25 protein-coding genes and 1 riboswitch are annotated in these 25,349 nt (G+C 67.2%); of the genes, 15 read left to right on the top strand and 10 right to left on the bottom strand.

Annotation, left to right across the window (positions count from 1 at the left end; translation table 11 throughout):
- Positions 1-158 precede the first annotated feature (158 nt).
- Positions 159-716, bottom strand: coding sequence for a DUF1707 SHOCT-like domain-containing protein (locus EDD27_RS39905; RefSeq protein ID WP_241564509.1), 558 nt, complete (start codon positions 714-716; stop codon positions 159-161).
- Positions 717-916: 200 nt separating this feature from the next.
- Between EDD27_RS39905 and EDD27_RS39900 the strand changes: the two genes are divergently transcribed.
- Both EDD27_RS39900 and EDD27_RS39895 read left to right on the top strand, forming a co-directional pair.
- On the top strand, positions 917-2,233 hold the full coding sequence (locus EDD27_RS39900) for a KamA family radical SAM protein (RefSeq protein ID WP_127936991.1): 1,317 nt from the start codon (positions 917-919) through the stop codon (positions 2,231-2,233).
- 402 nt (positions 2,234-2,635) lie between these two features.
- Positions 2,636-3,493, top strand: coding sequence for a hypothetical protein (locus EDD27_RS39895; protein WP_127936990.1), 858 nt, complete (start codon positions 2,636-2,638; stop codon positions 3,491-3,493).
- A gap of 480 nt (positions 3,494-3,973) precedes the next feature.
- On the opposite strand, the gene EDD27_RS54880 is transcribed toward EDD27_RS39895, so the two are convergent.
- The 3 genes from EDD27_RS54880 to EDD27_RS39885 all read right to left on the bottom strand — a co-directional run bounded on the left by EDD27_RS54880 (position 3,974) and on the right by EDD27_RS39885 (position 6,503).
- Positions 3,974-4,129, bottom strand: coding sequence for a hypothetical protein (locus EDD27_RS54880; protein WP_164903389.1), 156 nt, complete (start codon positions 4,127-4,129; stop codon positions 3,974-3,976).
- A gap of 579 nt (positions 4,130-4,708) precedes the next feature.
- Complete coding sequence (locus EDD27_RS39890) at positions 4,709-5,575, bottom strand: ABC transporter ATP-binding protein (protein ID WP_241564508.1); 867 nt, start codon at positions 5,573-5,575, stop codon at positions 4,709-4,711.
- Positions 5,568-6,503: an ABC transporter permease gene (locus EDD27_RS39885; RefSeq protein ID WP_127936989.1), complete on the bottom strand. Its 936-nt coding sequence runs from the start codon at positions 6,501-6,503 to the stop codon at positions 5,568-5,570. The genes EDD27_RS39890 and EDD27_RS39885 overlap by 8 nt, the downstream gene beginning before the upstream one ends.
- A gap of 474 nt (positions 6,504-6,977) precedes the next feature.
- Here EDD27_RS39885 and EDD27_RS39880 point away from each other — a divergent pair, with 474 nt between their 5' ends.
- From EDD27_RS39880 to EDD27_RS39860, 5 genes are all read left to right on the top strand, one after another.
- Positions 6,978-8,621 (top strand): peptide ABC transporter substrate-binding protein, encoded by a 1,644-nt coding sequence (locus EDD27_RS39880; RefSeq protein ID WP_164903993.1) that lies wholly within the window; start codon positions 6,978-6,980, stop codon positions 8,619-8,621.
- Between the two features lie 126 nt (positions 8,622-8,747).
- A complete protein-coding gene (locus tag EDD27_RS39875; RefSeq protein WP_127936988.1) occupies positions 8,748-9,692 on the top strand; it encodes an ABC transporter permease in 945 nt (314 codons plus the stop codon).
- Positions 9,685-10,626 (top strand): ABC transporter permease, encoded by a 942-nt coding sequence (locus EDD27_RS39870; protein ID WP_127936987.1) that lies wholly within the window; start codon positions 9,685-9,687, stop codon positions 10,624-10,626. Before EDD27_RS39875 ends, EDD27_RS39870 begins: the two co-directional genes overlap by 8 nt.
- A gap of 33 nt (positions 10,627-10,659) precedes the next feature.
- The gene (locus EDD27_RS39865) at positions 10,660-11,679 is read left to right on the top strand and encodes an ABC transporter ATP-binding protein (RefSeq protein ID WP_127936986.1); all 1,020 of its coding nucleotides are present in this window, start codon (positions 10,660-10,662) and stop codon (positions 11,677-11,679) included.
- Positions 11,666-12,679: an ABC transporter ATP-binding protein gene (locus tag EDD27_RS39860; RefSeq protein WP_127936985.1), complete on the top strand. Its 1,014-nt coding sequence runs from the start codon at positions 11,666-11,668 to the stop codon at positions 12,677-12,679. The genes EDD27_RS39865 and EDD27_RS39860 overlap by 14 nt, the downstream gene beginning before the upstream one ends.
- An 88-nt stretch (positions 12,680-12,767) precedes the next feature.
- Here the strand turns inward: EDD27_RS39860 and EDD27_RS39855 are convergent, their stop codons facing one another.
- The 4 genes from EDD27_RS39855 to EDD27_RS39840 form a co-directional block, all read right to left on the bottom strand.
- Positions 12,768-13,937, bottom strand: coding sequence for a lipid-transfer protein (locus tag EDD27_RS39855; RefSeq protein WP_127941274.1), 1,170 nt, complete (start codon positions 13,935-13,937; stop codon positions 12,768-12,770).
- Positions 13,938-13,948: 11 nt separating this feature from the next.
- Positions 13,949-14,353, bottom strand: a complete 405-nt coding sequence (locus EDD27_RS39850) for a Zn-ribbon domain-containing OB-fold protein (protein ID WP_127936984.1) — start codon at positions 14,351-14,353, stop codon at positions 13,949-13,951.
- Between the two features lie 25 nt (positions 14,354-14,378).
- Positions 14,379-15,506 (bottom strand): S8 family serine peptidase, encoded by a 1,128-nt coding sequence (locus EDD27_RS39845; RefSeq protein WP_127936983.1) that lies wholly within the window; start codon positions 15,504-15,506, stop codon positions 14,379-14,381.
- A gap of 228 nt (positions 15,507-15,734) precedes the next feature.
- On the bottom strand, positions 15,735-16,547 hold the full coding sequence (locus EDD27_RS39840; protein ID WP_127936982.1) for an SAM hydrolase/SAM-dependent halogenase family protein: 813 nt from the start codon (positions 16,545-16,547) through the stop codon (positions 15,735-15,737).
- Between the two features lie 117 nt (positions 16,548-16,664).
- Here EDD27_RS39840 and EDD27_RS39835 point away from each other — a divergent pair, with 117 nt between their 5' ends.
- Genes EDD27_RS39835 through EDD27_RS39825 form a run of 3 tightly spaced genes read left to right on the top strand, consistent with a single transcriptional unit; the run spans position 16,665 to position 18,382 of the window.
- The gene (locus EDD27_RS39835; RefSeq protein ID WP_127936981.1) at positions 16,665-16,964 is read left to right on the top strand and encodes a DUF3263 domain-containing protein; all 300 of its coding nucleotides are present in this window, start codon (positions 16,665-16,667) and stop codon (positions 16,962-16,964) included.
- A gap of 39 nt (positions 16,965-17,003) precedes the next feature.
- Positions 17,004-17,774, top strand: coding sequence for a trehalose-phosphatase (gene otsB / locus EDD27_RS39830; RefSeq protein WP_127936980.1), 771 nt, complete (start codon positions 17,004-17,006; stop codon positions 17,772-17,774).
- A gap of 35 nt (positions 17,775-17,809) precedes the next feature.
- Positions 17,810-18,382, top strand: coding sequence for a hypothetical protein (locus EDD27_RS39825; protein WP_127936979.1), 573 nt, complete (start codon positions 17,810-17,812; stop codon positions 18,380-18,382).
- Between the two features lie 3 nt (positions 18,383-18,385).
- Here the strand turns inward: EDD27_RS39825 and EDD27_RS39820 are convergent, their stop codons facing one another.
- Positions 18,386-19,810: an alpha,alpha-trehalose-phosphate synthase (UDP-forming) gene (locus EDD27_RS39820; protein WP_127941273.1), complete on the bottom strand. Its 1,425-nt coding sequence runs from the start codon at positions 19,808-19,810 to the stop codon at positions 18,386-18,388.
- Positions 19,811-19,841: 31 nt separating this feature from the next.
- On the opposite strand from EDD27_RS39820, the gene EDD27_RS39815 reads away from it, so the two are divergent.
- The 5 genes from EDD27_RS39815 (at position 19,842) to groL (ending at position 24,562) form a co-directional block, all read left to right on the top strand.
- Positions 19,842-20,396, top strand: coding sequence for an RNA polymerase sigma factor (locus tag EDD27_RS39815; protein ID WP_127936978.1), 555 nt, complete (start codon positions 19,842-19,844; stop codon positions 20,394-20,396).
- A gap of 79 nt (positions 20,397-20,475) precedes the next feature.
- Positions 20,476-20,617: riboswitch (SAM riboswitch) on the top strand.
- A 13-nt stretch (positions 20,618-20,630) separates the two neighbouring features.
- A complete protein-coding gene (thrC, locus tag EDD27_RS39810; protein WP_127936977.1) occupies positions 20,631-21,866 on the top strand; it encodes a threonine synthase in 1,236 nt (411 codons plus the stop codon).
- A gap of 23 nt (positions 21,867-21,889) precedes the next feature.
- Entirely contained in the window at positions 21,890-22,165 is a 276-nt protein-coding gene (locus EDD27_RS39805) for a MoaD/ThiS family protein (RefSeq protein ID WP_127936976.1), read from the top strand.
- A gap of 241 nt (positions 22,166-22,406) precedes the next feature.
- Positions 22,407-22,607, top strand: a complete 201-nt coding sequence (locus tag EDD27_RS39800) for a cold-shock protein (protein ID WP_127936975.1) — start codon at positions 22,407-22,409, stop codon at positions 22,605-22,607.
- Positions 22,608-22,936: 329 nt separating this feature from the next.
- The gene (gene groL, locus EDD27_RS39795) at positions 22,937-24,562 is read left to right on the top strand and encodes a chaperonin GroEL (RefSeq protein WP_127936974.1); all 1,626 of its coding nucleotides are present in this window, start codon (positions 22,937-22,939) and stop codon (positions 24,560-24,562) included.
- Positions 24,563-24,803: 241 nt separating this feature from the next.
- Here the strand turns inward: groL and EDD27_RS39790 are convergent, their stop codons facing one another.
- Positions 24,804-25,334 (bottom strand): YbhB/YbcL family Raf kinase inhibitor-like protein, encoded by a 531-nt coding sequence (locus EDD27_RS39790; RefSeq protein ID WP_127936973.1) that lies wholly within the window; start codon positions 25,332-25,334, stop codon positions 24,804-24,806.
- Positions 25,335-25,349: the final 15 nt, after the last annotated feature.

Genomic DNA, 25,349 nt, shown 5'->3' with positions numbered 1-25,349 from the left:
CCCTGGAGGGCCGTCAGCCGAAGTGCGGCGGGTGGAAGGCCACGGCAGCGCGTAAGAGATGGGGTTTCTAGCGGAGTCGGGCCGTTCCTCTGGAGGGTCCTGAGCCGAAGTGCGGCGGGTGGAAGTGGAAGGCCGCGGCAGCGTGTAAGAGACGGGGGTTAATGCAGGTTCCAGTCGTCCTTGCTGCGGGACACGATCACCTTCGAGAACTTCGACTTCCCCGTGACCCGGATCAGCGGCCCGTCCGCTTGGGACCCGCCCGTCACGTTGCGCTTGCCGAACATCGATCCGCCCTCGTCGATCACGTGGGCGTTGTCGGGAACACGCACGATCAGCTTGCTGAACCAGGCGTTGGTCTCGATCGTGATCTCCCGGCCGGGCAACACGGCGTCCGACAGGTCTATGATCAGTGCACCGAAGCGCGCCGTGAGCTTGGTGTTGCGGGAAGCCACCCAGCGGCCCTTGCGTACGATCTTGCTGAATTTCGAATCGATCACCTGCCGCTCGATGGTGGCGGGCACACCGGACGCGGCCACCTCGGGCAGGTCCCGGGTGAGGGGGACGAGCTCGCCGACCGTCTTCGCCGTGTAGGCGACATCCAGGCGGTCCGCGTGCTCGACGCTGGTCAGTCTTCCCGTGGCGAGCGCCTCGCTCAACACCGCGGCCACGCGGTCGCGGTCGGCGTCCGAGGCGCGCAGGTCCGGATCATCGGTCACGAGAAAGCAGTGTAAGCCAGTTCGCGATATGTCGCGAGTGTCTGAACCGATCGCTGATCCTTTCCGTGATCCTGAAGGAAAACTTGGAAGCCAGCGGAACCGCTGACGCGCCGAGTTGCGTCCGGGTATTAAGAACCGTAGACGCGCGACAGGGTCGTGAGGTTTACGCCCGATCGAACAAAAAAGATGGGAAAGGCCTAGTGATCTTGAACCAAGCTGGCACACGACGCTTCAAGGCGTACACGTCCAAGCACCTCGACGAGCTCCTGCAGCGAGCGGGGCTCGACGACGAGGAGCGGCTGAAGGTCCGCGCCGTGGCGACGGTGCTGCCCTTCCGGACGAACGCCTATGTCGTGGATGAACTCATAGATTGGTCGGCAGCGCCCGACGACCCCATCTACAAGCTCGTCTTCCCGCAGGAGGACATGCTTCCCGCTGCTGACGTCGCCAGGCTGGCCGATCTGCTGAAGGCCGAAGCGCCCAACGCCGAGATCCAGGCCGAAGCGAACCGCGTACGCGCGCAGCTCAACCCGCATCCTGCAGGTCAGAAGGAGCTCAACGTCCCGAAGATGGACGAGGAGCCTGTGCCTGGCATGCAGCACAAATATCACGAAACCGCGCTTATCTTCCCCAAACAGGGGCAGACCTGTCACGCCTACTGCACCTACTGCTTCCGCTGGGCCCAGTTCGTCGGTGACGCGGACCTGAAGTTCGCCTCCGACGACATCGGCCAGATGGTGAGCTACCTTCGCCGGCATCCCGAGGTGACCAGCGTCCTGATCACCGGCGGCGACGCCATGATCATGGGCGAGCCCGTCATCAGGCGATATATCGAGCCGCTGCTCCAGTTGGAGCAATTGGAGTCGATCAGGATCGGCACCAAGGCTCTGGCCTACTGGCCGCAACGTTTCACCACCGACCCGGACGCGGACGCCACGCTCGGCCTGTTCGAGGAGGTGGTGAACGCGGGCAAGAACCTCGCGTTCATGGCCCACTTCTCACACCCACGGGAGTTGGAGTCGCCGCTGGTCGAATCGGCGGTCAAGCGTATTCTCGGCAGCGGCGCCACGATCAGGACGCAGGCGCCGCTGATCAGATCCATCAACGACGATCCCGTCGTGTGGTCCTCGATGTGGCGACGGCAGCTCAGGATGGGGATGATCCCCTACTACATGTTCGTCGAGCGCGACACCGGGCCGCAGGACTACTTCGCCGTTCCCTTGGCCCGTGCGTACGAGATCTTCAGGGACGCGTACTCGACGGTGTCCGGACTCTGCCGTACGGTCCGGGGCCCGTCCATGTCGGCCACACCCGGCAAGGTATGCGTCGACGGTGTCACGGAAATCGCCGGGGAGCAGGTCTTCATGCTCCACTTCATTCAGGCGCGCGACCCCTCGCTGGTGGGGCGGCCGTTCTTCGCGCGCTACGACCCGACAGCGGTCTGGCTGACGGATCTGCGCCCGGCCTTCGCCGAGCGTTTTCCGTTCGAGCCGGCCGAAGCACTGCTGCCGGTCTGACAAGTTCAGCGCGTCGTCCATCACTACCGGAAATCTGCGTCCTCCGGCCCGGCACAATTCTTTTCGCGACCCATTTGTGCACGGACCGGAGGACTGCTCCGTCACCTCCCGCAGACACCCCTCAATCGCCTGCGCTATATCGGAAACAAGACCCTCCTATTTCCGTTTTGTCTTCCCGATCAACGCTCCCCCTTTACTGGGTAACCAGGCTGCAAACCCCTGCTACATGGGCATTCATGCGCCTGCGGTCGATCATCGCCGGTGATAGAACTGCTGGCGTAGCTCGGCCGCGACGCCACGCTTCGTGTGGTGCCCATGGCGTGCACGCCGCGGCATACGGGGGTTATCGATTCGCATTTCCACTGCATTCGAGAGCGATCGATCACGAGCCGGAAGGCAATCATGAATCGGGTAGTCAAGGCGGCGGTCGCCGTCACAGCATTCGGCTTGGCGGCGGCTTTGGCCGTGCCAGCTCAAGCGGAAGTCCAATACAACACCGCCAGGTACGCTCCCACCGATGTCGTCGGCGATGCCGCCAACCTGGCAGGCAGTCCGCTCGGTCTCCTGGGCGGGGTCACCGGTGGGGGCCTGCTGGGCGGGCTGCTCGGCGGCGTCACCAAGGGCAAGTCAGCTGCTCGGTCGGCTGCGGCCAAGACCGGCCAGATGATCGAGGCGCAGCGCGACGCCGCCTTCGCGGCGCGAAAGGGGCGGCGTGCCGGCGACCCCAACGCGGCCGAGGACGTCACCCGCCTCGGCGGGCCGCTGCCCGAAGTGTCGCCGATCGTCGGTCAGCTGTCACCGGTCGGAGGGAGCGGCCTGACCCAGTCGCTGCCCGCCCGGTCGGGTGCGGCCCGCCTCGCGCAGCCGGCGACGTCGGTCAAGACCGCCAGGCAGAGCCAGGGCGCGACCGACGCCTTCAACAGCGCCACCAAGGGCTTCGACTCCCTGACGAGCAACTCCACCCTGGCCGGCCTTACCCAGGCGGCCAGGAACGCGCTGCCGAGCCTCACGAAGGGCGAGCTGTCGCAGATGGTCGGGCAGGTCGCTCCCTCCGAGATCGCCCCGGTCGCCGAGGCGCTGCCCGGCACCACCCACGCCGCCAGCATGGACGAGCTCAACCCGCTCGTCGAGGAGGCCTCCGGCGCCGTCTCCACCAAGGGGACCACGGCCGTCGGCTCCTACGGCGACCTGATGACCGCTCTCGGGTGGACCTCCAACGCGCTGACCAGCTCGGTGCGGGACTCCTGGGTCCACGAGTAGACACAGAGGTGAAGGCGGAACGTGGCTGGCCGACAGCCGGCTACGGCGGTTCGCGGGCGTCGTAGGTGCCAACGCTCGGGAACCGGTTGTGGCGGCTGATGGCAGCCCGCTCCGTCCGTTGGCAGGCACCGTCGGCGTGAATTCCTAGGGCACGCCGTTCGGTGACCGCCTGTGTGCCGCGCCATTCTCCAGCAGGGCGGGCGCGGCACCGCCCCTGCACTGGTTCCGTGGCCCTCCAGAGACACTTACATCGGCTGATGGCCCTCCAGGGGAACGGCCTGACCCCATGACAAGCCCATCCTTTACGCGCTGCCGTGGTCTGCCACCCGCCCTACTTCGGCTGATGGCCCTCCAGGGAAACGGCCTCTGACCCTTCACCGGCTGAGCGCCGTTACGGAGCGCATTCTTGGCCCCCTAAGGCTGAAGTGTCGGCCGCCCGCGCCCGACCGCCCGAGGCTCAACCGCCCCGCCGTCTGCGGCTCAGGGCAGGCGGACGCCCGTGCGGCGGGCTATTTGTGCTTGCAGTCTGGCCATCTGCCAGTGCAGCTCGAGGAGCTGCTCAGCGAGCTGCGTCCGGGGAATCTCGGACACCTCCTCGGTGGCCAGGTGGTCGATCGCGGCCGAAAGCTCTCCCATCGCGCGCCCCCACTCCATCACCGGTCCTCGGGTCGAAACGACGTTCGAATCCTATCGGAACGCCGCCCTCGGTGTCAGTCTTTTGCCCCTAGAGTCCCGCTGGTTTCGCACAGAAGATCGAATCGCCTGAGAGCGGAACCCCGACCACGGAACCGGCCCACATGGGCTCGCGTAACGGCGCCCAGCCGGTGAAGGGTCAGAGGCCGTTCCCTGGAGGGCCATCAGCCGAAGTAGGGCGGGTGGCAGACCACGGCAGCGCGTAAAGGATGGGTCTTCTCATGGGGTCAGGCCGTGTCCCTGGAGGGCCATCAGCCGAAGTAGGGCGGGTGGAAGGCCACGGCAGCGCGTAAAGGATGGGCTTGTCATGGGGTCAGGCCGTGTCCCTGGAGGGCCATCAGCCGAAGTAGGGCGGGTGGAAGGCCACGGCAGCGCGTAAAGGATGGGCCTTCTCATGGGGTCAGGCCATTCCCCTGGAGGGCCATCAGCCGAAGTAGGGCGCGTAAAGGATGGGGCTCTAGCCGGATCAGGCCGTTCCCTGGAGGAGGCCTCGCCCGAAGTAAGGCGGCAGGAAGGACTCGATCAGCCCTTGTTGTAGGCGGAGATGACTTCCTTCGGGTCGCCGTCCATTTTGATTTTGCCCTTGTGGAGCCAGATCACGCGGTTGCAGGTTTCCTCGATGACCTTGAGGTCGTGGGCCACGAGGAAGACGGTGCCGGCGGATTCCCGGATCTGGCGGATGCGCTCTTCGCTCTTCTTGCGGAACTCGCGGTCTCCCGTGGCCAGGGCCTCGTCGATGAGCAGGACGTCGTGGGTCTTGGCGGAGGAGATGGCGAAGCGCAGGCGGGCGCCCATGCCGGAGGAGTAGGTGGACATGGGCAGCTGGACGAACTCATCGATGCCGGAGAAGTCGACGATCTCCTGGTATTTCTCCCGGACCTCGGCCGGGGTCATGCCCATGGCGTAGCAGCCCAGCACGATGTTGCGCTCGCCGGTCAGCTCCCGCATGAGGGCCGCGTTGACGCCCAGCAGCGAGGGCTGGCCGTCGGTGTAAACGGCGCCCTTGTGCGGCGGCAGCAGGCCGGCGATGGCGCGCAGCAGCGTGGACTTGCCCGAGCCGTTGCGGCCCACGATGCCGATGGCGTCGCCGTGGTAGGCCACGAACGTGACGCCCTTGACCGCGTGGACCTCTTTCATCTGCGGGCGGCCCTGGCGCCTCAGAATGCGCGTGAGGGCGTTGACCGCGTTGCCCTTCTCCGACTCGGAGGCCGCGCCGTAGACGCGGTAGACGATGTGGAGGTCGTCGACGATGACGGTCGGAGTGCCCGTGGGAACGTCGAGTGGCCGCTTGCCCGAGGGTTCCGGGTTGGGATGCACCCTCACGTCCTTGCCAGGGACGGCGGGCTTCTCGCCCTTCACCTGTGACAGCTCCTTGGTCAATTCAGCCACGCCCGTACCTCTCCTCGGCCCGCCAGAAGTACCAGAAGCCGAACCCGAGAGCGAACACCGCCCAGGATACGCAAGACACCCACACCATCGTCGGCGGGTGGTGGCCGTAGTCCTCGTTGTGGGTCTTGATGAGGATCTCCCGCATCCACTCGATGTAGGAGGCGGCCGGGTTGAGATACATCACGTTCGCCACCCATTGGGGCAGCTCCGCGGACCCGACGACCTTGTCCTGGATCGAGAAGAAGACGCCCGACGCGTAGAGCCAGGTGCGCGTGATGAACGGCAGCAACTGGTTGAGGTCGCGCATGGTGGCGCCGAGCCGGGCGATCACCAGGCCGGCGCCGATGTTGAACATCGTCTGCAGCGCGAGCACGACGGGGATCATGAGCCAGTGCCAGGTGGGCCATTCCTGCGTGGCGACCACGAGGGTGAGGAGCACGCCCATGGAGATGGCGAGCTGCTGGAGCTCCTGGATCGTGTAGGCCAGCGGCAACGACGCGCGGGGGAAGTGCAGTGCCCGGATCATCGACAGGTTGCCCGAGATCGACTTCGCGCCCGCGGTGACCGTCCGCTGCGTGAAGGTGAAGATGAACATCCCGGTCAGCAGGAACGCCGGATAGTTCTTGATGTCCTTGCTGCCGCCGAGGATGAGGCCGAACATCAGGAAGTAGATGGCGGCGTTGAGCAGCGGGGTCAGCACCTGCCACAGCTGGCCGAGCGCCGAGCTGGAGTATTTCGTGACGTTGCGTGAGGTCGCGTACGTCAGGATGAAGTGACGCCGCTGCCACAACTGGCGCAGGTAGACAGGGAACCTCGGCCGTGCGATGGCACGGCGAAGCCCATATCGCTTGGCGAGCTTGGCCAGCGGCTCCTGCCCGCTTCGGCCGCCCGCCTGGGCGTCCGCGACGGCGGATTCCGGCTGGCTCATGGCAAGGACTCTATTGGATCCCGGTCGGTGGGGTGCCTGTCGCACGGGACGGCGACAGTCAGTTGGACGGAGTCTTGCGACGCCGGGTTCCAAGGCGTCGTCAAGACCTGCTCAACCGTAGCCCAGGCGGGCGCGGTGTGGTGGCAAGGGCACGAGCACTCTCCTCTGGGAGGTACTTTTCATCGACTGTTCATGTCCAGACTTGACCGGTTACTGAAGCTTTGTACGATCTAGTGCTGATAGTGCCGAATGTCCGTGACATTGGATAGGCGCACGTGTGACCGAACTGCAACGCGCCAGAGACTCGCTGGTGGCAAGTAGTAAGGGATAGTCGCGATCGACTGGCAGGGCGTTCAGCTGGCTTGACCATGTCAGCCAAACCCGGGGGAGATACCAGGACTCTCCCGTCAGGCTGCTCTCATCACCGCAGCTCAGTGCTGTCCGCCCACTGTAGAGGGAGGAATTTCTTTCACCATGCGTGTTACTAAGGGCGCACAGATCGTCGCCGGTACCGCGCTGCTCGCCCTCGCGGTTGCCGCGTGTGGCGGCGGTGCCTCGAACAACGGCGGCACCGCCACGGGTGGCGGCTCCGCAGAAACGCCGGTCCGCATGGAGCTCGGTGAGCCCCAGGAGCTCCTGGTGCCGTCGAACACCACTGAGTCCGAGGGCGCCGAGACCCTTGCCGCGATCTTCGAGCCGCTTGTCACGTACGACGAGAACAAGAACGCCGTCGAGGCCGCGGCCGAGTCGATCACGAGCGATGACCAGAAGGTCTGGACGATCAAGCTGAAGTCCAACTACACCTGGCACAACGGCGAGCCCCTCATCGCCCAGAACTACGTGGACGCGTGGAACTACGCGGCCAACCAGGAGAACGCCCAGGGCGCCGGCTACTTCTTCGGCCGCATCGACGGCTTCGCCGACCTGAACCCGGGTGAGGGCAAGCCGGTCACCACGAAGACCATGAAGGGCCTCGAGGCCGTCGACGACACGACGCTGAAGGTCACCCTCGCGGCGCCGTTCTCGCAGTTCAAGGTCATGCTCGGCTACACCGCCTTCTACCCGCTGCCCAAGGCCGCCTTCGGCCCCGACGGCAAGGTGACGCAGGCGTACGGCGAGCAGCCCATCGGTCAGGGTCTGTTCAAGATGGACAAGCCCTATAAGAAGGGCACCGACCAGACCATCGACATGACGGTGTACGACAAGTACCCGGGCCAGAAGCCGAAGAACTGGACCAAGCTTCAGTTCAAGCTCTACACCGACTCGGACGTCGCGTTCAACGACCTCCAGGCCAACAACCTGGACATCCACGACTCGCTCAGCCCGGCCGCGATCGCCACCGCCAAGTCCACGCTCGGTGAGCGCTATCAGGACCAGCCGGACGCCGGCGTCGGCTACATCGGCGTTCCGCTCAAGTACAACCCCGAGCTGAACAAGGTCGAGATCCGCAAGGCCATCTCGATGGCCATCGACAGGAAGACCATCGCCGAGACGGTCTTCTCCGGCACCCGCGCCCCGGCCGACGACTTCATCAACCCGGCCATCGCGGGCTACCGCCAGGGCGCCTGCAAGGCCTGCACGTACAACCCGGCCGAGGCCAAGAAGCTGTACGACGAGGCCGGCGGTCCCAAGACGCTCGAGCTGGGCTACAACGCCGACGGCGGCCACAAGGAGTGGATGGAGGCGGTTGCCAACAACCTCCGTCAGAACCTGGGCATCGAGGCCACGGCCAAGCCGTTCGAGAAGTTCGCCAGCATCCTGGACGAGCTGGACGCCAAGACGTACAAGGGCCTGTTCCGCATGGGCTGGGCCATTGACTACCCGTCGGCGGAGAACTACCTGTCGCCGATCTTCAGCACCGGCGCCATCAAGACCGGGTCGAACTACGGTGGCTACTCCAACGAGAAGTTCGACGAGCTGATCGCCAAGGGTGACCAGGCCGCCACGGTCGAAGAGGGCCTGAAGTTCTACCAGCAGGCCGACGACATCCTGAACGAGGAACTGCCGTACATCCCCGTGTACTTCTACCGGAACAACTCCGGCTACTCGACGAGCGTCAAGAACGTCAAGATCAACCTGCTCAACCAGATTGAGTGGGCTGACGTCGAGAAGGTCTGACGGTCGTTCCCTGGGACGGGCGCGGGCGACGCGCCCGTCCCTCTAGGGGTAAGCGAGGAGGCGGCTCCTCGGCCGGAAACCCATATGGTCGAGGGGTGGCCTTCTTCGCATGTACGGGAGGCTTAAATGGGCCGTTACATCATCCGACGTCTGCTCCAGTCGATCCCCGTGTTGTTGGGTGCCACCTTTCTGATCTTCTCCATCGTCTTCGCGCTGCCTGGTGACCCCATCGCGGCGCTGGCCGGAGAGAAGCGGGCAGACCCCAACCTCGTCGCGATCCTTCGCGAGCAGTATCACCTCAACGATCCGCTGTTGCTCCAGTACTGGCACTACATCAGCGGAGTGCTTTTCCGGGCGGACTTCGGCGTCACCTTTGCCGACGTGCCCGTGTCACAGATCATGGCCGGAAAGTTCCAGGTCACGATCAACCTGGCGGTCACCGCACTGATCATCGAGGCGCTCGTGGGCGTCGGTCTGGGCCTGTGGGCGGCGCTGCGCCGCGGCACGGCCATCGACACCATGATCCTGGCCTCGACGCTGCTGCTGATCTCGGTGCCGACCCTGGTGTCCGGCTTCATCCTGCAGTTCATCCTGGGTGTGAAGCTCAAGCTGTGGACCGGGCTCGACATCTTCCCGATCGCGGGCATCAGCAACGGCCTGCGCAGCTATCTGCTGCCGGGCTTCGTGCTCGCCGGAGTGTCGATCGCCTATCTCACCCGCCTCACCAGGACCAGCCTGGCCGAGACGCTGCGGTCCGATTTCATCAGAACGGCCACCGCCAAGGGCCTGTCGCGACGGCGCGTCGTCGGCAGGCACGCGCTGCGCAACGCGCTGATCCCGCTCATCACGTTCCTGGGCGCCGACCTCGGCAACCTCATGGGCGGGGCGGTCATCACCGAGAGAATCTTCAACCTGCCCGGCGTCGGCCTCCAGCTCTTCGACTCGGTGTATCTCCGAGAGCAGCCGATGGTCGTCGGCATCGTGACCGTCCTCGTGCTGATCTACATCCTGGCCAACCTGGCCGTGGACGTGATGTACGCAGTGCTCGACCCGAGGATCCGCTATGAGTAACATTCTGCCGGGCGGGCCTGCCATCGCGCCCGAAGAGAGCCCGGCTCCCCCGTCGGCGGAGACCAAGGCGAGCAAACCGGCGAGCCTCTGGTCCGACGCCTGGTATGACCTGCGGCGCAGGCCCATCTTCATCATCTCGTGCATCATCATCGCCGTGCTGGTGCTGATGGCGATCTGGCCGTCGTTGTTCAGCTCGGTCGACCCGTTCAACCCCAGGACCTGCGAGCTGTCCACCGCGCGGCAGCTGCCCAGCGCCGGACACCCGTTCGGCCGCGACAACCTGGGCTGCGACATGTATGCCCGCACGATCTACGGCGCGGCGAACTCCCTGAAGATCGGCATCAGCACCTCGATCTTCGCCGCCCTCATCGGCGGGCTGCTGGGGCTCGTCGCCGGCTTCTTCGGCGGCGCCACCGACACCGTCGCCTCGCGCATCACCGAGATCTTCTTCGCGATCCCCAGCATCCTGGGCGCGCTGCTCATCGGCTCGACCTTCCGCGGCAGCGGGCTGGGCATCTGGCTGGTGGTCATCTCGCTCACCATCCTGGGCTGGCCGATGACGTTCCGAATCATGCGGGCGGCGGTCATCACCGCCAAATCGCAGGACTTCGTGGTGGCGGCCAGAGCACTGGGCGCGGGTCCCATGCGGATCATGTTCAGGCACCTGCTGCCCAACGCGCTCGCCCCGGTGATCGTCGTCGCGACGATCAACCTCGGCGGGTTCATCGCGGCCGAGGCCGCGCTGTCCTACCTGGGTGTGGGCGTGCAGCCGCCGGAGATCTCGTGGGGTCTGATGATCGCGGACGCGCAGCGCAGGTTCCTGGAGGCGCCGCTGCCGCTGATCTTCCCCGCCGTGTTCCTGAGCATCACCGTGCTCGCGTTCATCATGCTGGGCGACGCCGTACGCGACGCGCTCGACCCGAAGCTCAGGTAGAAGGGGGGATCAGTGAAAAGAACGTCACCGGCCGTGTCACCTTTGCCCGCCGAGCGAGTGTCGGGCGACCAGCCGTTGCTCGCCGTCGACAACCTGCACGTGGAGTTCCGCACCCGTGCGGGCCTCGTGCGGGCCGTGAACGGCGTGAGCTACACGGTGAACCCCGGCGAGACGCTCGCGGTGCTGGGCGAGTCGGGTTCGGGCAAGTCCGTGACCGCTCAGGCGATCATGGGCATCCTGGACATGCCGCCTGCCCACATCCCCATGGGGGAGATCCGCTTCAGGGGCACCGACCTGCTGAAGTTGTCGGAAGAGGCCCGCACGCAGGTACGCGGCCAGCGCATCGCGATGGTCTTCCAGGACGCGCTCTCGGCGCTCAACCCGGTGTTCACCGTGGGCTGGCAGATCAGCGAGATGTTCCGGGTTCACCGCGGCATGTCCAAGAGCGACGCCATGAAGAAGGCCGTCGAGCTGATGGACCGCGTCCGCATCCCGGCCGCCAGGCAGCGCGTCAACGACTATCCGCACCAGTTCTCCGGCGGCATGCGGCAGCGCATCATGATCGCGATGTCGATCGCGCTGGACCCCGAGGTGCTGATCGCCGACGAGCCGACCACGGCGCTCGACGTGACCGTCCAGGCGCAGATCATGGAGCTGCTGGCCGAGCTGCAGCGTGAGAGCCAGATGGGCCTCATCCTGATCACGCACGACCTGGGCGTGGTCGCGGACGTGGCCGACAAGATCGCCGTCATGTACGCGGGGCGCATCGTGGAGAAGGCCCCCGTCCACGACATCTACCGCGCTCCCGCGCATCCGTACACGAAGGGCCTGCTGGAGTCGATCCCCCGGGTCGACCTCAAGGGCCAGGACCTGTACGCCATCAAGGGGCTGCCGCCCAACCTGCTCGAACTGCCCACCGGCTGCGCGTTCCACCCCCGGTGCCCCTACCGGCAGGACAACTGCGTGACCGACAGCCCCCCGCTCTATCAGATCAGCGGCTCGCGCGGCAGCGCCTGCCACTACTGGAGGGAGGTCCTTGATGGCGAACGGTGACCGCATCCTCGAGGTACGCGACCTGGTGAAGCACTTCCCGCTGACCCAGGGCATCCTCTTCAAGCGGCAGATCGGCGCCATCAAGGCCGTCGACGGAGTCTCCTTCGACCTGCACAGGGGCGAGACGCTGGGCATCGTGGGCGAGTCGGGCTGCGGCAAGTCCACGCTGGCCAAGGTGCTGATGGCGCTGGAGCGGCCGACCTCGGGCTCGGTGATGATCAACGGCAGGGACATCGGCCGGGCCAGGGGCGCCGAGCTCAAGCGCATGCGCCGCAACATCCAGATGGTGATGCAGGACCCGTACACCTCGCTGAACCCGCGCATGACCGTGGGCGACATCATCGGGGAGCCGTACGAGATCCACACCGAGGTGGCGCCGAAGGGCGATCGCCGCAAGAAGGTGCAGGAACTGCTGGACGTGGTCGGGCTCAATCCCGATCACATCAACCGGTATCCGCACCAGTTCTCCGGTGGTCAGCGGCAGCGCATCGGCATCGCCCGAGGGCTGGCGCTGCAGCCTGAGATCATCGTGTGCGACGAGCCGGTGTCCGCGCTGGACGTGTCGATCCAGGCCCAGGTGATCAACCTGCTGGAGCGGCTCCAGAACGAGTTCAGCCTGGCGTACATCTTCATCGCGCATGACCTGTCGGTGGTGCGGCACATCTCCGACCGGGTCGGGGTGATGTATCTGGGTAAGTTCGTGGAGCTCGGGAAGGACGCCGAGATCTACGACAAGCCGGCGCATCCGTACACGCAGGCGCTGCTGTCCGCCGTGCCCGTTCCCGACCCCGAGGGGCGGGAGCAGCGTGAGCGGATCATCCTCCAGGGCGACCCGCCGTCTCCGGCCAACCCGCCGTCGGGGTGCCGGTTCCGGACGCGGTGCTGGAAGGCGCAGGAGATTTGTGCGGAGGAGGAGCCGTTGTTGCAGATTCGGCCGGGGACCGGGCACGAGAGTGCCTGCCACTTCGCCGAGACGCACGACGTGGTCCACATCAACTGACTGCCCCGTTTGCACGAAGGCCCTCCGAAAGCCGCCCGTTCGGAGGGCCTTCGCCCTTCCCACCCCTCATCACCACCCGGTGTCCCGGTCAGCGGGTGGTGATGAGGGCGGAGCCGTGGCCGAAGAGGCCCTGGTTGGCGGCCAAGGCGGTGCGGGGGGAAGGGACCTGGCGAGGGCCTGCGCGGCCCCGTAGCTGGGTCGTCAGTTCGCAGAGCTGGGCGATGGCCTGGGCGGGGATCGCCTCGCCGAAGGAGGCCAGGCCGCCCGACGGGTTGATCGGGACGCGGCCCCCCAGCCCCGTCTCGCCCGAGCGGAGCAGTTTGTCGGCCTCCCCGGGCGGGCACAGCCCGATGTCCTCCATCCAGTCCAGTTCCAGCGCCGTCGACAGGTCGTACACCTCGGCCAGTGACAGGTCCTTCGGCCCCACCCCGGCCTCTTCGTACGCCGCGTACGCGATCGCCGCCCTGAACGGCCTCTCAGGCGCCGGTACGGCGGCGCTGGAGTCGGTGGCGAAGTTCGGCAGCTCCAGGACCGTGTTGGGGAAAGTGGGCGTGACGGTGGAGACGGCGGACAGGAAGACGAGGTCCCGGGCGCCGCGGCGGCGGGCGTACGACTCCGAGGCCAGCACCACCGCCGCACCCCCGTCCGAGGTGGCGCAGATGTCCATGAGGCGCAGCGGGTCGGCGACCATGGGGGAGGCCAGCACCTCCTCGGCGGTGACGGGCTTGCGGTAGCGGGCCATGGGGTTGAGCGACCCGGCGCGGGCGTTCTTGACCTTGACGGCGGCGAAGTCGTCGGGCGTGGAGCCGTACAGGGCCATGCGCCGACGCGCGTAGAGCCCGAAGTAGGCGGGGTTGGCAGCGCCCAGGAGGCGGAACCTGAGCCAGTCGGGGTCGTCGGGACGATCTCCGCCGACGGGTTTGAAGAAGCCCTTCGGGGTCGAGTCCGCCCCCACGACGAGCGCCACGTCGCACAGTCCGGCCAGGATGCGGGTACGGGCGATGTCCAGGGCCTGGGCGCCGGACGCGCACGCCGCGTAGCACGAGGCGATCCTGGCCCCCGTCCAGCCGAGGGCCTGGGCGTAGCTGGCGCCGGCGACGAAACCCGGGTAGCCGTTCCTGATGGTGTCCGCCCCGACGACGTACTGCACGTCCGTCCATGCGATGTCCGCGTCGCGCAGGGCCGCGCGGGCGGCCGCGACGCCGTACTCCAGGAAGGGCCGGCCCCACTTGCCCCAGGGATGCATGCCCACCCCCATCACCGCCACATTCACGACGCCCGCCTCCACATCCACACCAGTGGCCCGTCGGCCAGCGGTCCGCTGGTCAGCTCCAGCTCCATCCCGACGTCGAGCTGATCCACGGTGAGGCCGGCGACCTGCCCGAGGACCACGATGCCCGCTCCGTCGAGCTCCACCGCGGCCAGCGTCACCGGCTCGTACGGCTGCGCCGCCACGAACGGCGCCGGCGGCGGATAACAGGCGTTCGTGTACGACCAGACGCGCCCGCGCCGCGGCAGCCTGGTCAGCTTCAGGTCCTCGCCCTCGCACCGTGGATTGGGACAGAAGCCGCGGCGCGGTGGGAAACAGACGGTGCCGCAGGCCGCGCACCGGGTGCCGAGCAGGAAGACCCCGTCGGCGTCGACGGCGAACCAGCCCTCGATCGCATGCGTCATAGCCGGAGTATCACACAAGCGCTTGCTAGGTTGAATCCCTTCTGCTCGCTCGATGCGTCGCCAGCACCCAGACCGCCATCGCCGCCACCAGTCCCAGCATGCTCGCCACCACCGCCGTCCTGGAGGAGGGTCCGGCAGTGGCGGCGGCGACGGACGGGGCGGGCGGGCGCGCGGGCGTGGACAGCTGGTCGGCGGCGCGCAGGGCCAGCAGCGCGTTGGCCACCCCGTTCCCGTAGGCGCGGCTGTAGCCGGCCGTCGGCCGCCGAAGGACGCCGAGTTCGATGGCCGTGCGTACGTGGTGGGGTGACATGTCGGGATAGGCGGATTTGATCAGGGCCGCGATGCCCGCCACCATGGCCGCCGCCGAGCTTGTGCCGTCGCCGACCACGTACGAGTCGCCGCCGTCAGCCGTGACGATCTGCGTGCCCGGCGCGACGACGGACAGGTAGTCCTGCCGGTTGGAGAAGCCGGCCACCTTGAGACGCCGGTCCACGGCCCCCACGGCGATCACCCCGGGATAGGCGGCCGGGAAGTTCTTCCTGTTGGCCGTGTCGCCGTCGTTGCCCGATGAGGCCACCAGCACCGCGCCCTTGCCGATCGCGTACCTGATGGCCTCCTCCTCGTCCGCCGACCCCTCCCACGCGCCGCTCCCGCCGCCCAGCGACATGCTGATGACGTCGGCGCCGTGGTCGGCCGCGTACCGGATGCCCTTGGCCAGCGCGTGGCGCCCGACGGGGGATCGTTTGCGGCGCAGCGGGTCGCCGTTCTCCAGGGTGACCCTGATGGACAGCACCTTGGCCTCGGGCGCCACACCGATGACGCCCTCCCGGTCGCCGTGCCCGCGACCGGCGATCAGGCTGGCCATGGCGGTCCCGTGCCGTCCCCAGAGTCCCGCGCTCCGGCTCGCGCCGGTCAGGTCGGGTCCCTGGGTCACCGCGCCCTCCAGATCGGGGTGCCGGTCGTTGACGCCGGTGTCGAGCACGGCGACCAGCACGCCCGCGCCCTTGCTCGCCCGCCACGCCTCGGGCAGGCGCAGTGTGTCCAACTGCCATTGCCCGGCCCGCGCGGCCTCGCCCATGTCGTCGGAGGCGCTCGGCGCGGCGATCCCGACCACGAGCGCGGCGAGCAGGACGGGGACGATGAGCCTGCTCATCGGGTCAATGCCCGAGCGGCATCGCGCAACGCAGGCACGGGTGGGCTAAGTGGCATGAGAGGGAGAGCGGGCATCGGGGAGGGCGGCACAACGGGCAGGTAGTACACGTCAACCTCGAGCGGGAAGAGGGGGACGCCGAAGGGTATTCTGACACGCGACCGCCCATCGCATGCGACGCTTCAGTAAACAGACCGATACGCGGAGTAATTCCGATCTGCCGCTTTCGTCCTACCGAGTGGGCGAAAGTCGGACATGCGCACCCGGTGGGAGCCCCAGGCGCTGCGCCGCGTCGCCGGAATTGACCGCGATCGCGATCAGCCCGGCCGAGTCCGCGAACGCCACCAGCTCTCCGGGCGGCACCGCCGCGTACGTCTCCCGATACGGCAGCGCCATCTGCCGCCGCCCCAGCCACACCCCGAGCGTGTCGCCCACCTGGATCCCGAGGGCCTGCAGGTCCCCTGCCGCGATCGACAGCTGGGTGTTGCCGTAGCGGTCGACCGAGACCACCTCGCCCTCGACCGACCCCTCGCGCAGCAGCGACGTCGGCTCAGGCAGGATGACGAGCCGGTCGACCGGCACCTCGGGCCCCAGGTCCGCGAGCCGCAGCCCGCCGCTTACGCACAGCCGCGCCGCGACCGGCGCGAACACGTCCCGCCCGTGGAAGGTCGGCGAGACCGGCCGCAGGAAGTGCTCCTCATTGCTCAGCTCGTACGCGGCCCGCGCGCCGCCGCTGGCGTGCACGGCCCACGACAGCAGCCCGTTGTCCGGGCCGATGAACACCCGGTCGCCGGCCTCGACCGCAACCGCGCGCCTGGCGCCGCCCGCGCCGGGATCGACGGCGCCGATGTGGACGCCGGCCGGCAGGTACGGGATGGTCTGAGCGAGAACGGCCGCGCCGCGCCGTACGTCCCCTGACGGGATCAGGTGACACACGTCGATCACCCGCGCCTGCGGGGCGATCCCGGCAATCACGCCGTGACATGCCGCCACATACCCGTCTTCGAGCCCATAGTCGGTGAGGAGGGTGATTACTGAGGTCACATTTCGTGACTGTACGTCTCCCAATCCTCCGTGAACAGCAGCACCCGGCACATTACGATTGGCACGGGCCGCGAGCGTGTGACGAGATCGTCGCACGCCCCCTTCGAGGAGGACACCATGGGAGCACCGCTCAGCGGTGACAATGCTGCCCAGGAAACGTCCCACCAACCCCTGACAGAACGCGATCTCGAGCTCCTCGCCTTCGAACGCCAATGGTGGCGTCACGCGGGCGCGAAGGAGCAGGCCATCAAGGAGACCTTCGGGTTCTCCGCCACTCGTTACTACCAGCTGCTCGGCGAGTTGATCGACCGGCCGGAGGCGCTCGAGCAGGACCCCATGCTGGTCAAGCGGCTCCGCAGGCTGCGCTCAACCCGCCAGCGTGACCGCGCGGCAAGAAGGCTTGGCATGCGCCCCTGACCGGCTGGGTACGGGGGCCGCGTGAGGAACATCCCTGCAATGGAAGCGATCTTGAAGGATCCGGCAGGCGCCGTGATCGGGCTCGACTTCGACGGGACACTGTCGCCCATCGTGCCCGATCCCGCCACCGCCGTGATCCACCCGAAGGCGCCCGCGGTCCTCTCCGAGCTGGGCCGGCACGTCCTGGCGGTCGCCATCGTGACGGGCCGCCCCCCGGCCACGGCGCTGGAGCTGGGGCCGGCGCTGGCCGACGTGCCCGGCCTGGTCATACTCGGGCACTACGGTTTCGAGCGTTGGGAGAACGGCCGGATCTCCGCGCCGCCTCCGCCGCCCGGCGTGCCGCGGGCCGAGGCGGAGCTCCAACTTCTGCTCGACGAGCTCGAGCTGGAAGGCGTGCGGATCGAGGACAAGGGCCGGGCCGTGGCGGTGCACACCAGGCGCAGTCCCGACCCTGAAGGCGCGCTCGCCGCGCTGCGTGAGCCGCTGGCACGGCTGGCGGACAAGCACCAGCTGGTGGTCGAGCCCGGCCGTATGGTGCTGGAGCTGCGGCCGCCGGGCATGGACAAGGGGCACGCGCTGAGCCTGTTCCTGGCCGAGCGGGCCGCGAGGTCCGTCCTGTTCGCAGGTGACGATCTGGGGGATCTGGCCGCGTTCGAGGCCGTACGCGTCTCCGGGCTGCCCGGCGTGACCGTGTGCAGCGGGTCGGCGGAGGTGACCGAGCTGGCCGAGCGCGCCGACATCGTGGTGGACGGCCCGGACGGGGTGGTGGCGCTGCTGGAGGAGCTCGCGTCGGCGTTCAGTCGTTCATGAGTGAACTGCAAGTCGTGATCCCTACAGTCGGGCGCATGTCCAAGCGTTACCTCGCCGTCGCTGCTGTTGCCGCGGCCACCGTCCTGACCACCGCCCTTCCGGCGAACGCCGCGCCCGCCCAGCCGCTGAAGTTCCGCAACGGCCTGACCCTCTACATCCCCATCCAGTGGGAGGTCCACCGCTTCGGCGCCGACGTGGTCCAGGTGGTCACCGGCAAGTGCGGCAAGCCACAGGGCTGGGGCACGCCGCAATGCGACGCCTTCTACCTCCTCGGCCCGAAGTACATCAAGATAGGCGCGGAGGGCTGGGGCGCCTACACCGGGAAGAGCCCCTTCTACACGGCGAGCGACGTGCAGCCCTGCCCGTTCAACAAGAAATATGGCGAGATCATCGGCCCCAAGGTGACCAGAGGGCTGCGTCAGGTCGGCGAGGGCCACAAGGCGGCCTACAACGCCTGGCAGTCCACGTGCGTCAGCTACTCGAGCAGCAAAGTGTACGCCCGGTTCACGCAGCGCGAGTGGTACCTGCCGAAGAGCAAGATCCTCATCGTGGACCAGTGGAACACGCCGGGGCTGTCCGACGCGCTCAAGTACGCGGACTGGACGTAACTCCTACTCCAGGGCTTGGAGCTGGGCGGCGAGCCATTTCTGCGGAGGCAGGGCGGTGGCCGCGGCGCAGAGCTTGTCGCGGCGCCACCTGCGCTCGTCCTCGGGCATGACGAGCGCCTCGTGGAGGGCGGCGGCCGTGCCGCTGATGTCGTAGGGGTTCACCATGATCGCGTATGGCCCGAGCTCGGCCGCCGCCCCCGCCTCGCGCGAGAGCACCAGCGCGCAGGTGTCCGAGAGGACCGGGCCCTCCTTGGCGACCAGGTTCATCCCGTCGCGGATGGGATTGACCAGCAACACGTCGGCCATCCGGTACGCAGCCAGCGACCGGGGGTAGTCGTCGTTGACATTGAGGATCAGCGGGTCCCAGTCCTCGGTGGCGAACTGGTCCTCGATCTCCTGAGCGCTGCGTTGCACCGAGGCAGTGTATTCGCGGTATTCGGGCAGGTCGTGCCGGCTCGGATAGGCGAAGGCCAGGTGCACCACCCGCCCGTGCCATTCGGGATGCGCGGCCAGGAACTCACCGTAGGCGACCAGGCCACGCACGATGTTCTTCGACAACTCGGTGCGGTCGATGCGGACGATCAGCTTGCGGTCGCCGACCTGATCCCTGATCGCGGCGATGTGCGACTCGACATCGGGCTCGCAGGCCCGGTCCCACAACGCCGCGCCGTCCACGCCGAGGCTGTGCACGCCGATCCTGGTCGTCCTGCCCTCGTGCGTGACGCTGTGGGCCACGCGGTCGACCTCGGCGCCGAGCAGCGCCTCGCAGCAGTCCATGAACGCGCCCGCCCACCTGCCTGTCAGGAACCCGGCGTGGTCGGCGCCCAGGATGCCCTCCAGCACCTCGCCGGCCACCTCGTCGGGCAGCAGGGAGAAGTATTCGGGCGGCGCCCACGGGGTGTGGCTGAAGTGGGCGATGCGCAGGTCGGGCCGCTCGGCCCGGAGCATCGCCGGGGTCAGCGTCAGATGGTAGTCCTGCACCATCACCCGCGCGCCGTGCCCGGCCTCCTCGGCCAGGGCCAGGGCGAACGCGCCGTTGTAATCACGATAGGACTCCCACTCGCGCGCGAACCTCGTGCCGAAGTTGGGCGCGTTGGGGATGTCGTAGAGCAGGTGGTTGACGAACCACAACGTCGAGTTGGCCACGGCGTTGTACGCCCGGTGGAAGATGGCCGGCGGGATGTCCAGCATCCGCAGCGGCCCGGTGTCGTAGCCGGCCTGGTCGATCCGGCCGCCCGGAGACAGGCGCACGGCACTGCGGTCGTCGTCGGACAGCGCCGCGCATACCCACAGGACGCCGTCTTCCTTGACCACTCCGGACAGCCCGGACACCAGCCCGCCCCCGCCGCGTTTCATGGTCAACTCGCCGTCGTCGGAGACGGTGAAGGAGACAGGCCCTCTGTTGGAGGCCACCAGGACGCTGTTCATCATGGCTCCCTTCGATCATAGGATCCCAGCTATGGCGCTTGATGAGCTAACCGAGGAACTCGCCCGATCCGCCGCAGCCGGAGATCATCGCGCGCTCGGCGAGCTTTTGGCCAGGATCGAACCCGATGTGATGCGTCACTGCGCCCGGATCCTGCCCTACCACCAGGACGCGGAGGAAGCCTCCCAGGACACTCTGCTGGCCGTGGCCCGCAACATCGGCCGCTTCGAGGGGCGGGCCAGGTTCAGCACCTGGCTGCACATCGTGACCGCCAACTGCGCGCGGACCACGTACCGATCGCTCAAGCGCAGGGCCGCCGAGCAGACCTCCGACGAGTTGCCCGTGCAGAAGCCCGACGTGCGGCGGGTGAGCGTGATCGCCGGCTCCCGGCTCGATCTGCTCGACGCGATGGAGGCGCTGGAGGCCGACAAACCCGACCTGGCGCAGGCGCTGGTGTTGCGGGACATCGTCCAGCTCGACTACAACGAGGTGGCCGAGCAACTCGGCATCCCGCTGGGCACGGCCAAATCCCGCATTCATCAGGCGAGGAAATACGTGCAGGGAGTGCTCGGTGAGGACTATCGCTGAGACCGCTTGTCTCGAATGCTGAGACGGGTGGCCGTTTCAGCCACTTAAGCGGGTAGAGTCCCTTTCAACAACTGCATATTGCTCATCCAGAGGGGTGGAGGGACCGGCCCTACGAAGCCCCGGCAACCCTCCCGGCTTGTGACTCGCGACCTGGCGAGGCCGACCGGGACAAGGTGCCAATTCCGGTTCGCGGTCAAGGTGGCCGTGGGCGAAGATGAGGGAAGGCCTCGCTTCATGTCGCACGACTTTGGTCCTGCTGTCGCTCTCTCCTGCCGCGAGTGCGGCGCGCGCTACCCGCTCGGTCCGAGCTTCGCGTGTCTGGAGTGTTTCGGGCCGCTCGAAGCGGCCTACGAATTCGGCAACGTGACCCGCGCGGACATCGAGTCCGGTCCCGCCAACATCTGGCGCTACCGCTCGCTCCTCCCGGTGCCGGCCGACGTCGCCACCAAGCCCAACATGAACCCGGGCTGGACCAAGCTGGTCAAGGCAGGCAACCTCGGGCAGGCGCTCGGCCTCAAGTCCCTGTACGTCAAGGACGACTCCGGCAACCCCACTCACTCCTTCAAGGACCGCGTGGTCGCCATCGCCGTCGAGGCGGCACGCACCTTCGGTTTCCACACGCTTTCCTGCTCCTCCACGGGCAACCTCGCGGGCGCGGTCACGGCCGCCGCGGCGCGGGCGGGGCTCGACGCCTGCGTGTTCATCCCGGCCAACCTCGAAGCCGCCAAGATCGCCATGGCCCGGGTGTTCGGCGGAAAGCTGATCGGGATCGAAGGGACCTATGACGAGGTCAACAGGTTCTGCTCGGAGCTGATCGGCGACCCGCTGGGTGACAAGTGGGGGTTCGTCAACGTCAACCTGCGGCCCTACTACGCCGAGGGCTCCAAGACGCTCGCGTACGAGATCGCCGAGCAGCTCGGCTGGCGGCTGCCTGAGCAGATCATCATTCCCATCGCCTCCGGCTCGCAGCTCACGAAGATCGACAAGGGCTTCAAGGAGCTGGTGGCGCTCGGGCTGGTCGAGGACACGCCCTACAAGATCTTCGGGGCGCAGGCGGCCGGGTGCTCGCCGGTCTCCACCGCGTACAAGGCGGGGCACGACGTCGTCCAGCCGGTCAAGCCGGACACCATTGCCAAGTCGCTGGCCATCGGCAACCCCGCCGACGGCCCGTACGTGCTCGACATCGCCCGCCGCACCGGAGGGGCCGTCGAGGACGTCACGGATCCTGAGATCGTGGCCGCCATCAAGCTCCTGGCCTCGACGGAGGGCATTTTCGCCGAGACCGCGGGCGGGGTTACCGTGGGCGTGCTCAAGAAGCTCGCCGAGAGCGGGCGGCTCGACCCCGAGGCCGAGACCGTGGTGCTCAACACCGGCGATGGGCTCAAGACGCTGGATGCCATCACCGGCGACGACGCCAAGCCCACCGCCGTGATCCGGCCCTCTCTCGACGCGTTCCGCGCGGCTGTCTGACAACCAGGAAAGGCAAGATAACCATGAGCGTTTCTGTGCGGATTCCCACCATTCTGCGCACGTACACCGGGGGGAACGCGGAAGTGAGTGGCGAGGGTGCGACGCTTCGTGACGTGCTCGCCAAGCTCGACTCCGACTACCCGGGGATCGGCGCAAGAATTCTGGATGAATCGGGCAAGATTCGGCGTTTCGTCAACGTTTACGTTGGGGAAGAGGACGTCCGTTTTGCCGAAGGGCTCGACACTCCGGCTCCTGACGGCACCCAGATCTCCATCATCCCGGCGGTCGCCGGCGGCTGAGTGCCATAGATCACATCTTTGAAGGCGCCCCTAGTGGGCGCCTTCTCCTTTTCCCCACTAATTCAACGTTGAACGAGCTTCCCTGCGAAGAAATGCGTAGTTTGTGGATTGACTCTGTTGCCAAACCCCGTGCCACAGGTATGGTCGAGGCGATCGTCTGGCTGATTTTCAGTTAAGTCATGCGATTACGGTCTCGCGGTGGAATGGGCGAGATCTGTGAGCCCAGTAAGAGGAGTCGGAAGTGGCGCAGGGCACCGTCAAGTGGTTCAACGCGGACAAGGGCTACGGCTTCATCGCGGTAGACGGTGGTAAGGATGTATTCGTCCATTACTCAGCGATCCTGATGGACGGGTACCGAGCACTCGAACAGGGCCAGCGCGTCGAGTTCGAGATCACGCAGGGCCAGAAGGGGCCGCAGGCGGAGTCTGTCCGGGCGGTCTGATTTACATCACTGGTATGCACCCGGTGGCATCGCACGGCAACGCAGTCCGGGCGAGGCGGCCACCATTCCTTCGTCGACCTACGGCGAGCCGCACGGTGAGCGGCTCGCCGTACAGACGGACTGACCAGGGCGGAAACCGCAGGATGGTAGTCCTTCGCTTGCACTCGGCAGGGTAGAGTGCTAAACAGTTCGTTGGCACTCTGTGCAGCAGAGTGCCAACAACTCGGATCGAGACGATGGGGTCTGCCGAACGGAGATGCAGGCCCGTGCCGTCGCGGGCGTCGGCTCGGTCCAGGACAAGCCACCCTGTATCTGGGAGGTCTAGCCTTATGGCAGCCAAGATGATCGCGTTTGACGAGGACGCCCGGCGCGGTCTCGAGCGCGGTATGAACCAGCTCGCCGACGCCGTCAAGGTGACCCTGGGCCCCAAGGGCCGCAACGTCGTGCTGGAGAAGAAGTGGGGCGCTCCCACGATCACCAACGACGGTGTCTCCATCGCCAAGGAGATCGAGCTCGAGGACCCGTGGGAGAAGATCGGCGCTGAGCTGGTCAAGGAAGTCGCCAAGAAGACGGACGACGTCGCCGGCGACGGCACCACCACCGCCACCGTGCTCGCCCAGGCACTCGTACGCGAGGGTCTGCGTAACGTGGCCGCCGGCGCCAACCCGATGGCACTGAAGAAGGGCATCGAGGCCGCCGTCGAGCGGGTCAGCGAGGAGCTCTCCAAGCTGGCCAAGGACGTGGAGACCAAGGAGCAGATCGCCTCCACCGCCTCCATCTCCGCGGCCGACCCCGAGATCGGCGCCCTCATCGCCGAGGCGATGGACAAGGTCGGCAAGGAAGGCGTCATCACCGTCGAGGAGAGCAACACCTTCGGCCTCGAGCTCGAGCTCACCGAGGGCATGCGCTTCGACAAGGGCATGACGTCGATGTACTTCGTCACCGACTCGGACCGCATGGAGGCCGTGCTCGAGGACCCGTACATCCTGATCGTCAACAGCAAGGTCTCGGCCAACAAGGACCTGCTGCCCCTGCTCGACAAGGTCGTGCAGTCCGGCAAGCCGCTGCTGATCATCGCTGAGGACGTCGAGGGCGAGGCCCTGGCCACCCTGGTGGTCAACAAGATCCGCGGCCTGTTCCGCTCCGTGGCCGTCAAGGCCCCGGGCTTCGGCGACCGCCGCAAGGCCATGCTCAACGACATCGCCATCCTGACCGGTGGCGCCGTCATCGCCGAGGAGGTCGGTCTCAAGCTCGAGAGCGCCACCCTCGACCTGCTGGGCCGGGCCCGCAAGGTCGTCGTCACCAAGGACGAGACCACGATCGTCGACGGCGCCGGTGACGCCGAGCAGATCTCCGGCCGGGTCAACGAGATCCGCGCCGAGATCGAGCGCACCGACTCCGACTACGACCGCGAGAAGCTCCAGGAGCGCCTCGCCAAGCTGGCCGGCGGCGTGGCCGTCATCAAGGCCGGCGCGGCCACTGAGGTCGAGCTCAAGGAGCGCAAGCACCGCATCGAGGACGCCGTCCGCAACGCCAAGGCGGCCGTCGAGGAGGGCATCGTCCCCGGCGGTGGCGTGGCGCTGCTGCAGGCCGGCGCCAAGGCGTTCGACAAGCTCGAGCTCAACGGCGACGAGGCCACCGGTGCCGCGATCGTGAAGAAGGCGCTCGAGGAGCCCCTCAAGCAGATCGCGGTCAACGCCGGTCTCGAGGGCGGCGTCGTGGTCGAGCGCGTTCGCAACCTCACCCCTGGTGAGGGCCTGAACGCCGCTTCGGGCGAGTACGTCAACATGTTCGAGGCGGGCATCATCGACCCGGCCAAGGTGACGCGCTCCGCGCTGCAGAACGCCGCCTCCATCGCGGCGCTCTTCCTCACCACCGAGGCCGTCATCGCCGAGAAGCCCGAGAAGACCCCCGCTGCTCCGGCCATGCCGGGCGGCGGCGACATGGACTTCTAGGTCCTTTCTCGCGTAGCGACGAAGAGCGGCCCGGGTTTCACGGGCCGCTCTTATTCGTTTCACCAGGCATGACGTTGCACAATTGATCCGCTACTGAGAGTGAGAAAAATGCGGTTGCCGCACATGACTCACCAAAGAAGCAGCGGATGCTTTCTCGCAACGCACGTATTCCCGGCATCGCCATGCCTGCGGCGGTGCTCGGGGCGGCCGCCGCATCGAGCTCCGTCGCGCCGGCGCTCCGTCAGACCCCGTAGTGGGGGATGACGTGGCCGCGGGCCAGGGTGTTGGCGGTGATGTTGAAGCCGACCACCGCCGGGCTCGCGTCGCTGTCCACGCCCAGCTTGTCCACGCCCAGCGCGTGGACGGTGAAGACGTAGCGGTGCGGGGCGCCGGGCGGCGGCGCCGCACCGCCGTAGGCCTCGATGCCGTAGTCGTTGCGGGCGTGGACAGCGCCCTCGGGCAGGCCCTTGAAGTCAGGAGCCGTGCCCGCGCCCGCAGGCAGCTCGGTCACCGAGGCCGGCAGGTCGAACAGCACCCAGTGCCAGAACCCGCTGCCCGTGGGGGCGTCGGGGTCGTAGCAGGTGACGGCGTAGCTCCGGGTCTCGGCCGGTGCGCCTGACCAGCGGAGGTGAGGCGAGACGTTCTGCCCCGTCATGCCCCAGTCGTTGAAGACGTGCAGGTCGCTCAGCCGCTCGCCGTCCTGGATGTCGTCGCTCTCGACCACGAGCGCGGGAACCGACGGCAGGTATTCGTGTGGCAGCGGTGCTGGCACGGCATCCTCCTAGTA

The sequence above is a fragment of the Nonomuraea polychroma genome, assembly GCF_004011505.1.
Lineage (GTDB): Bacteria > Actinomycetota > Actinomycetes > Streptosporangiales > Streptosporangiaceae > Nonomuraea > Nonomuraea polychroma.
This window is presented reverse-complemented; position numbering and strand designations above follow the sequence as displayed.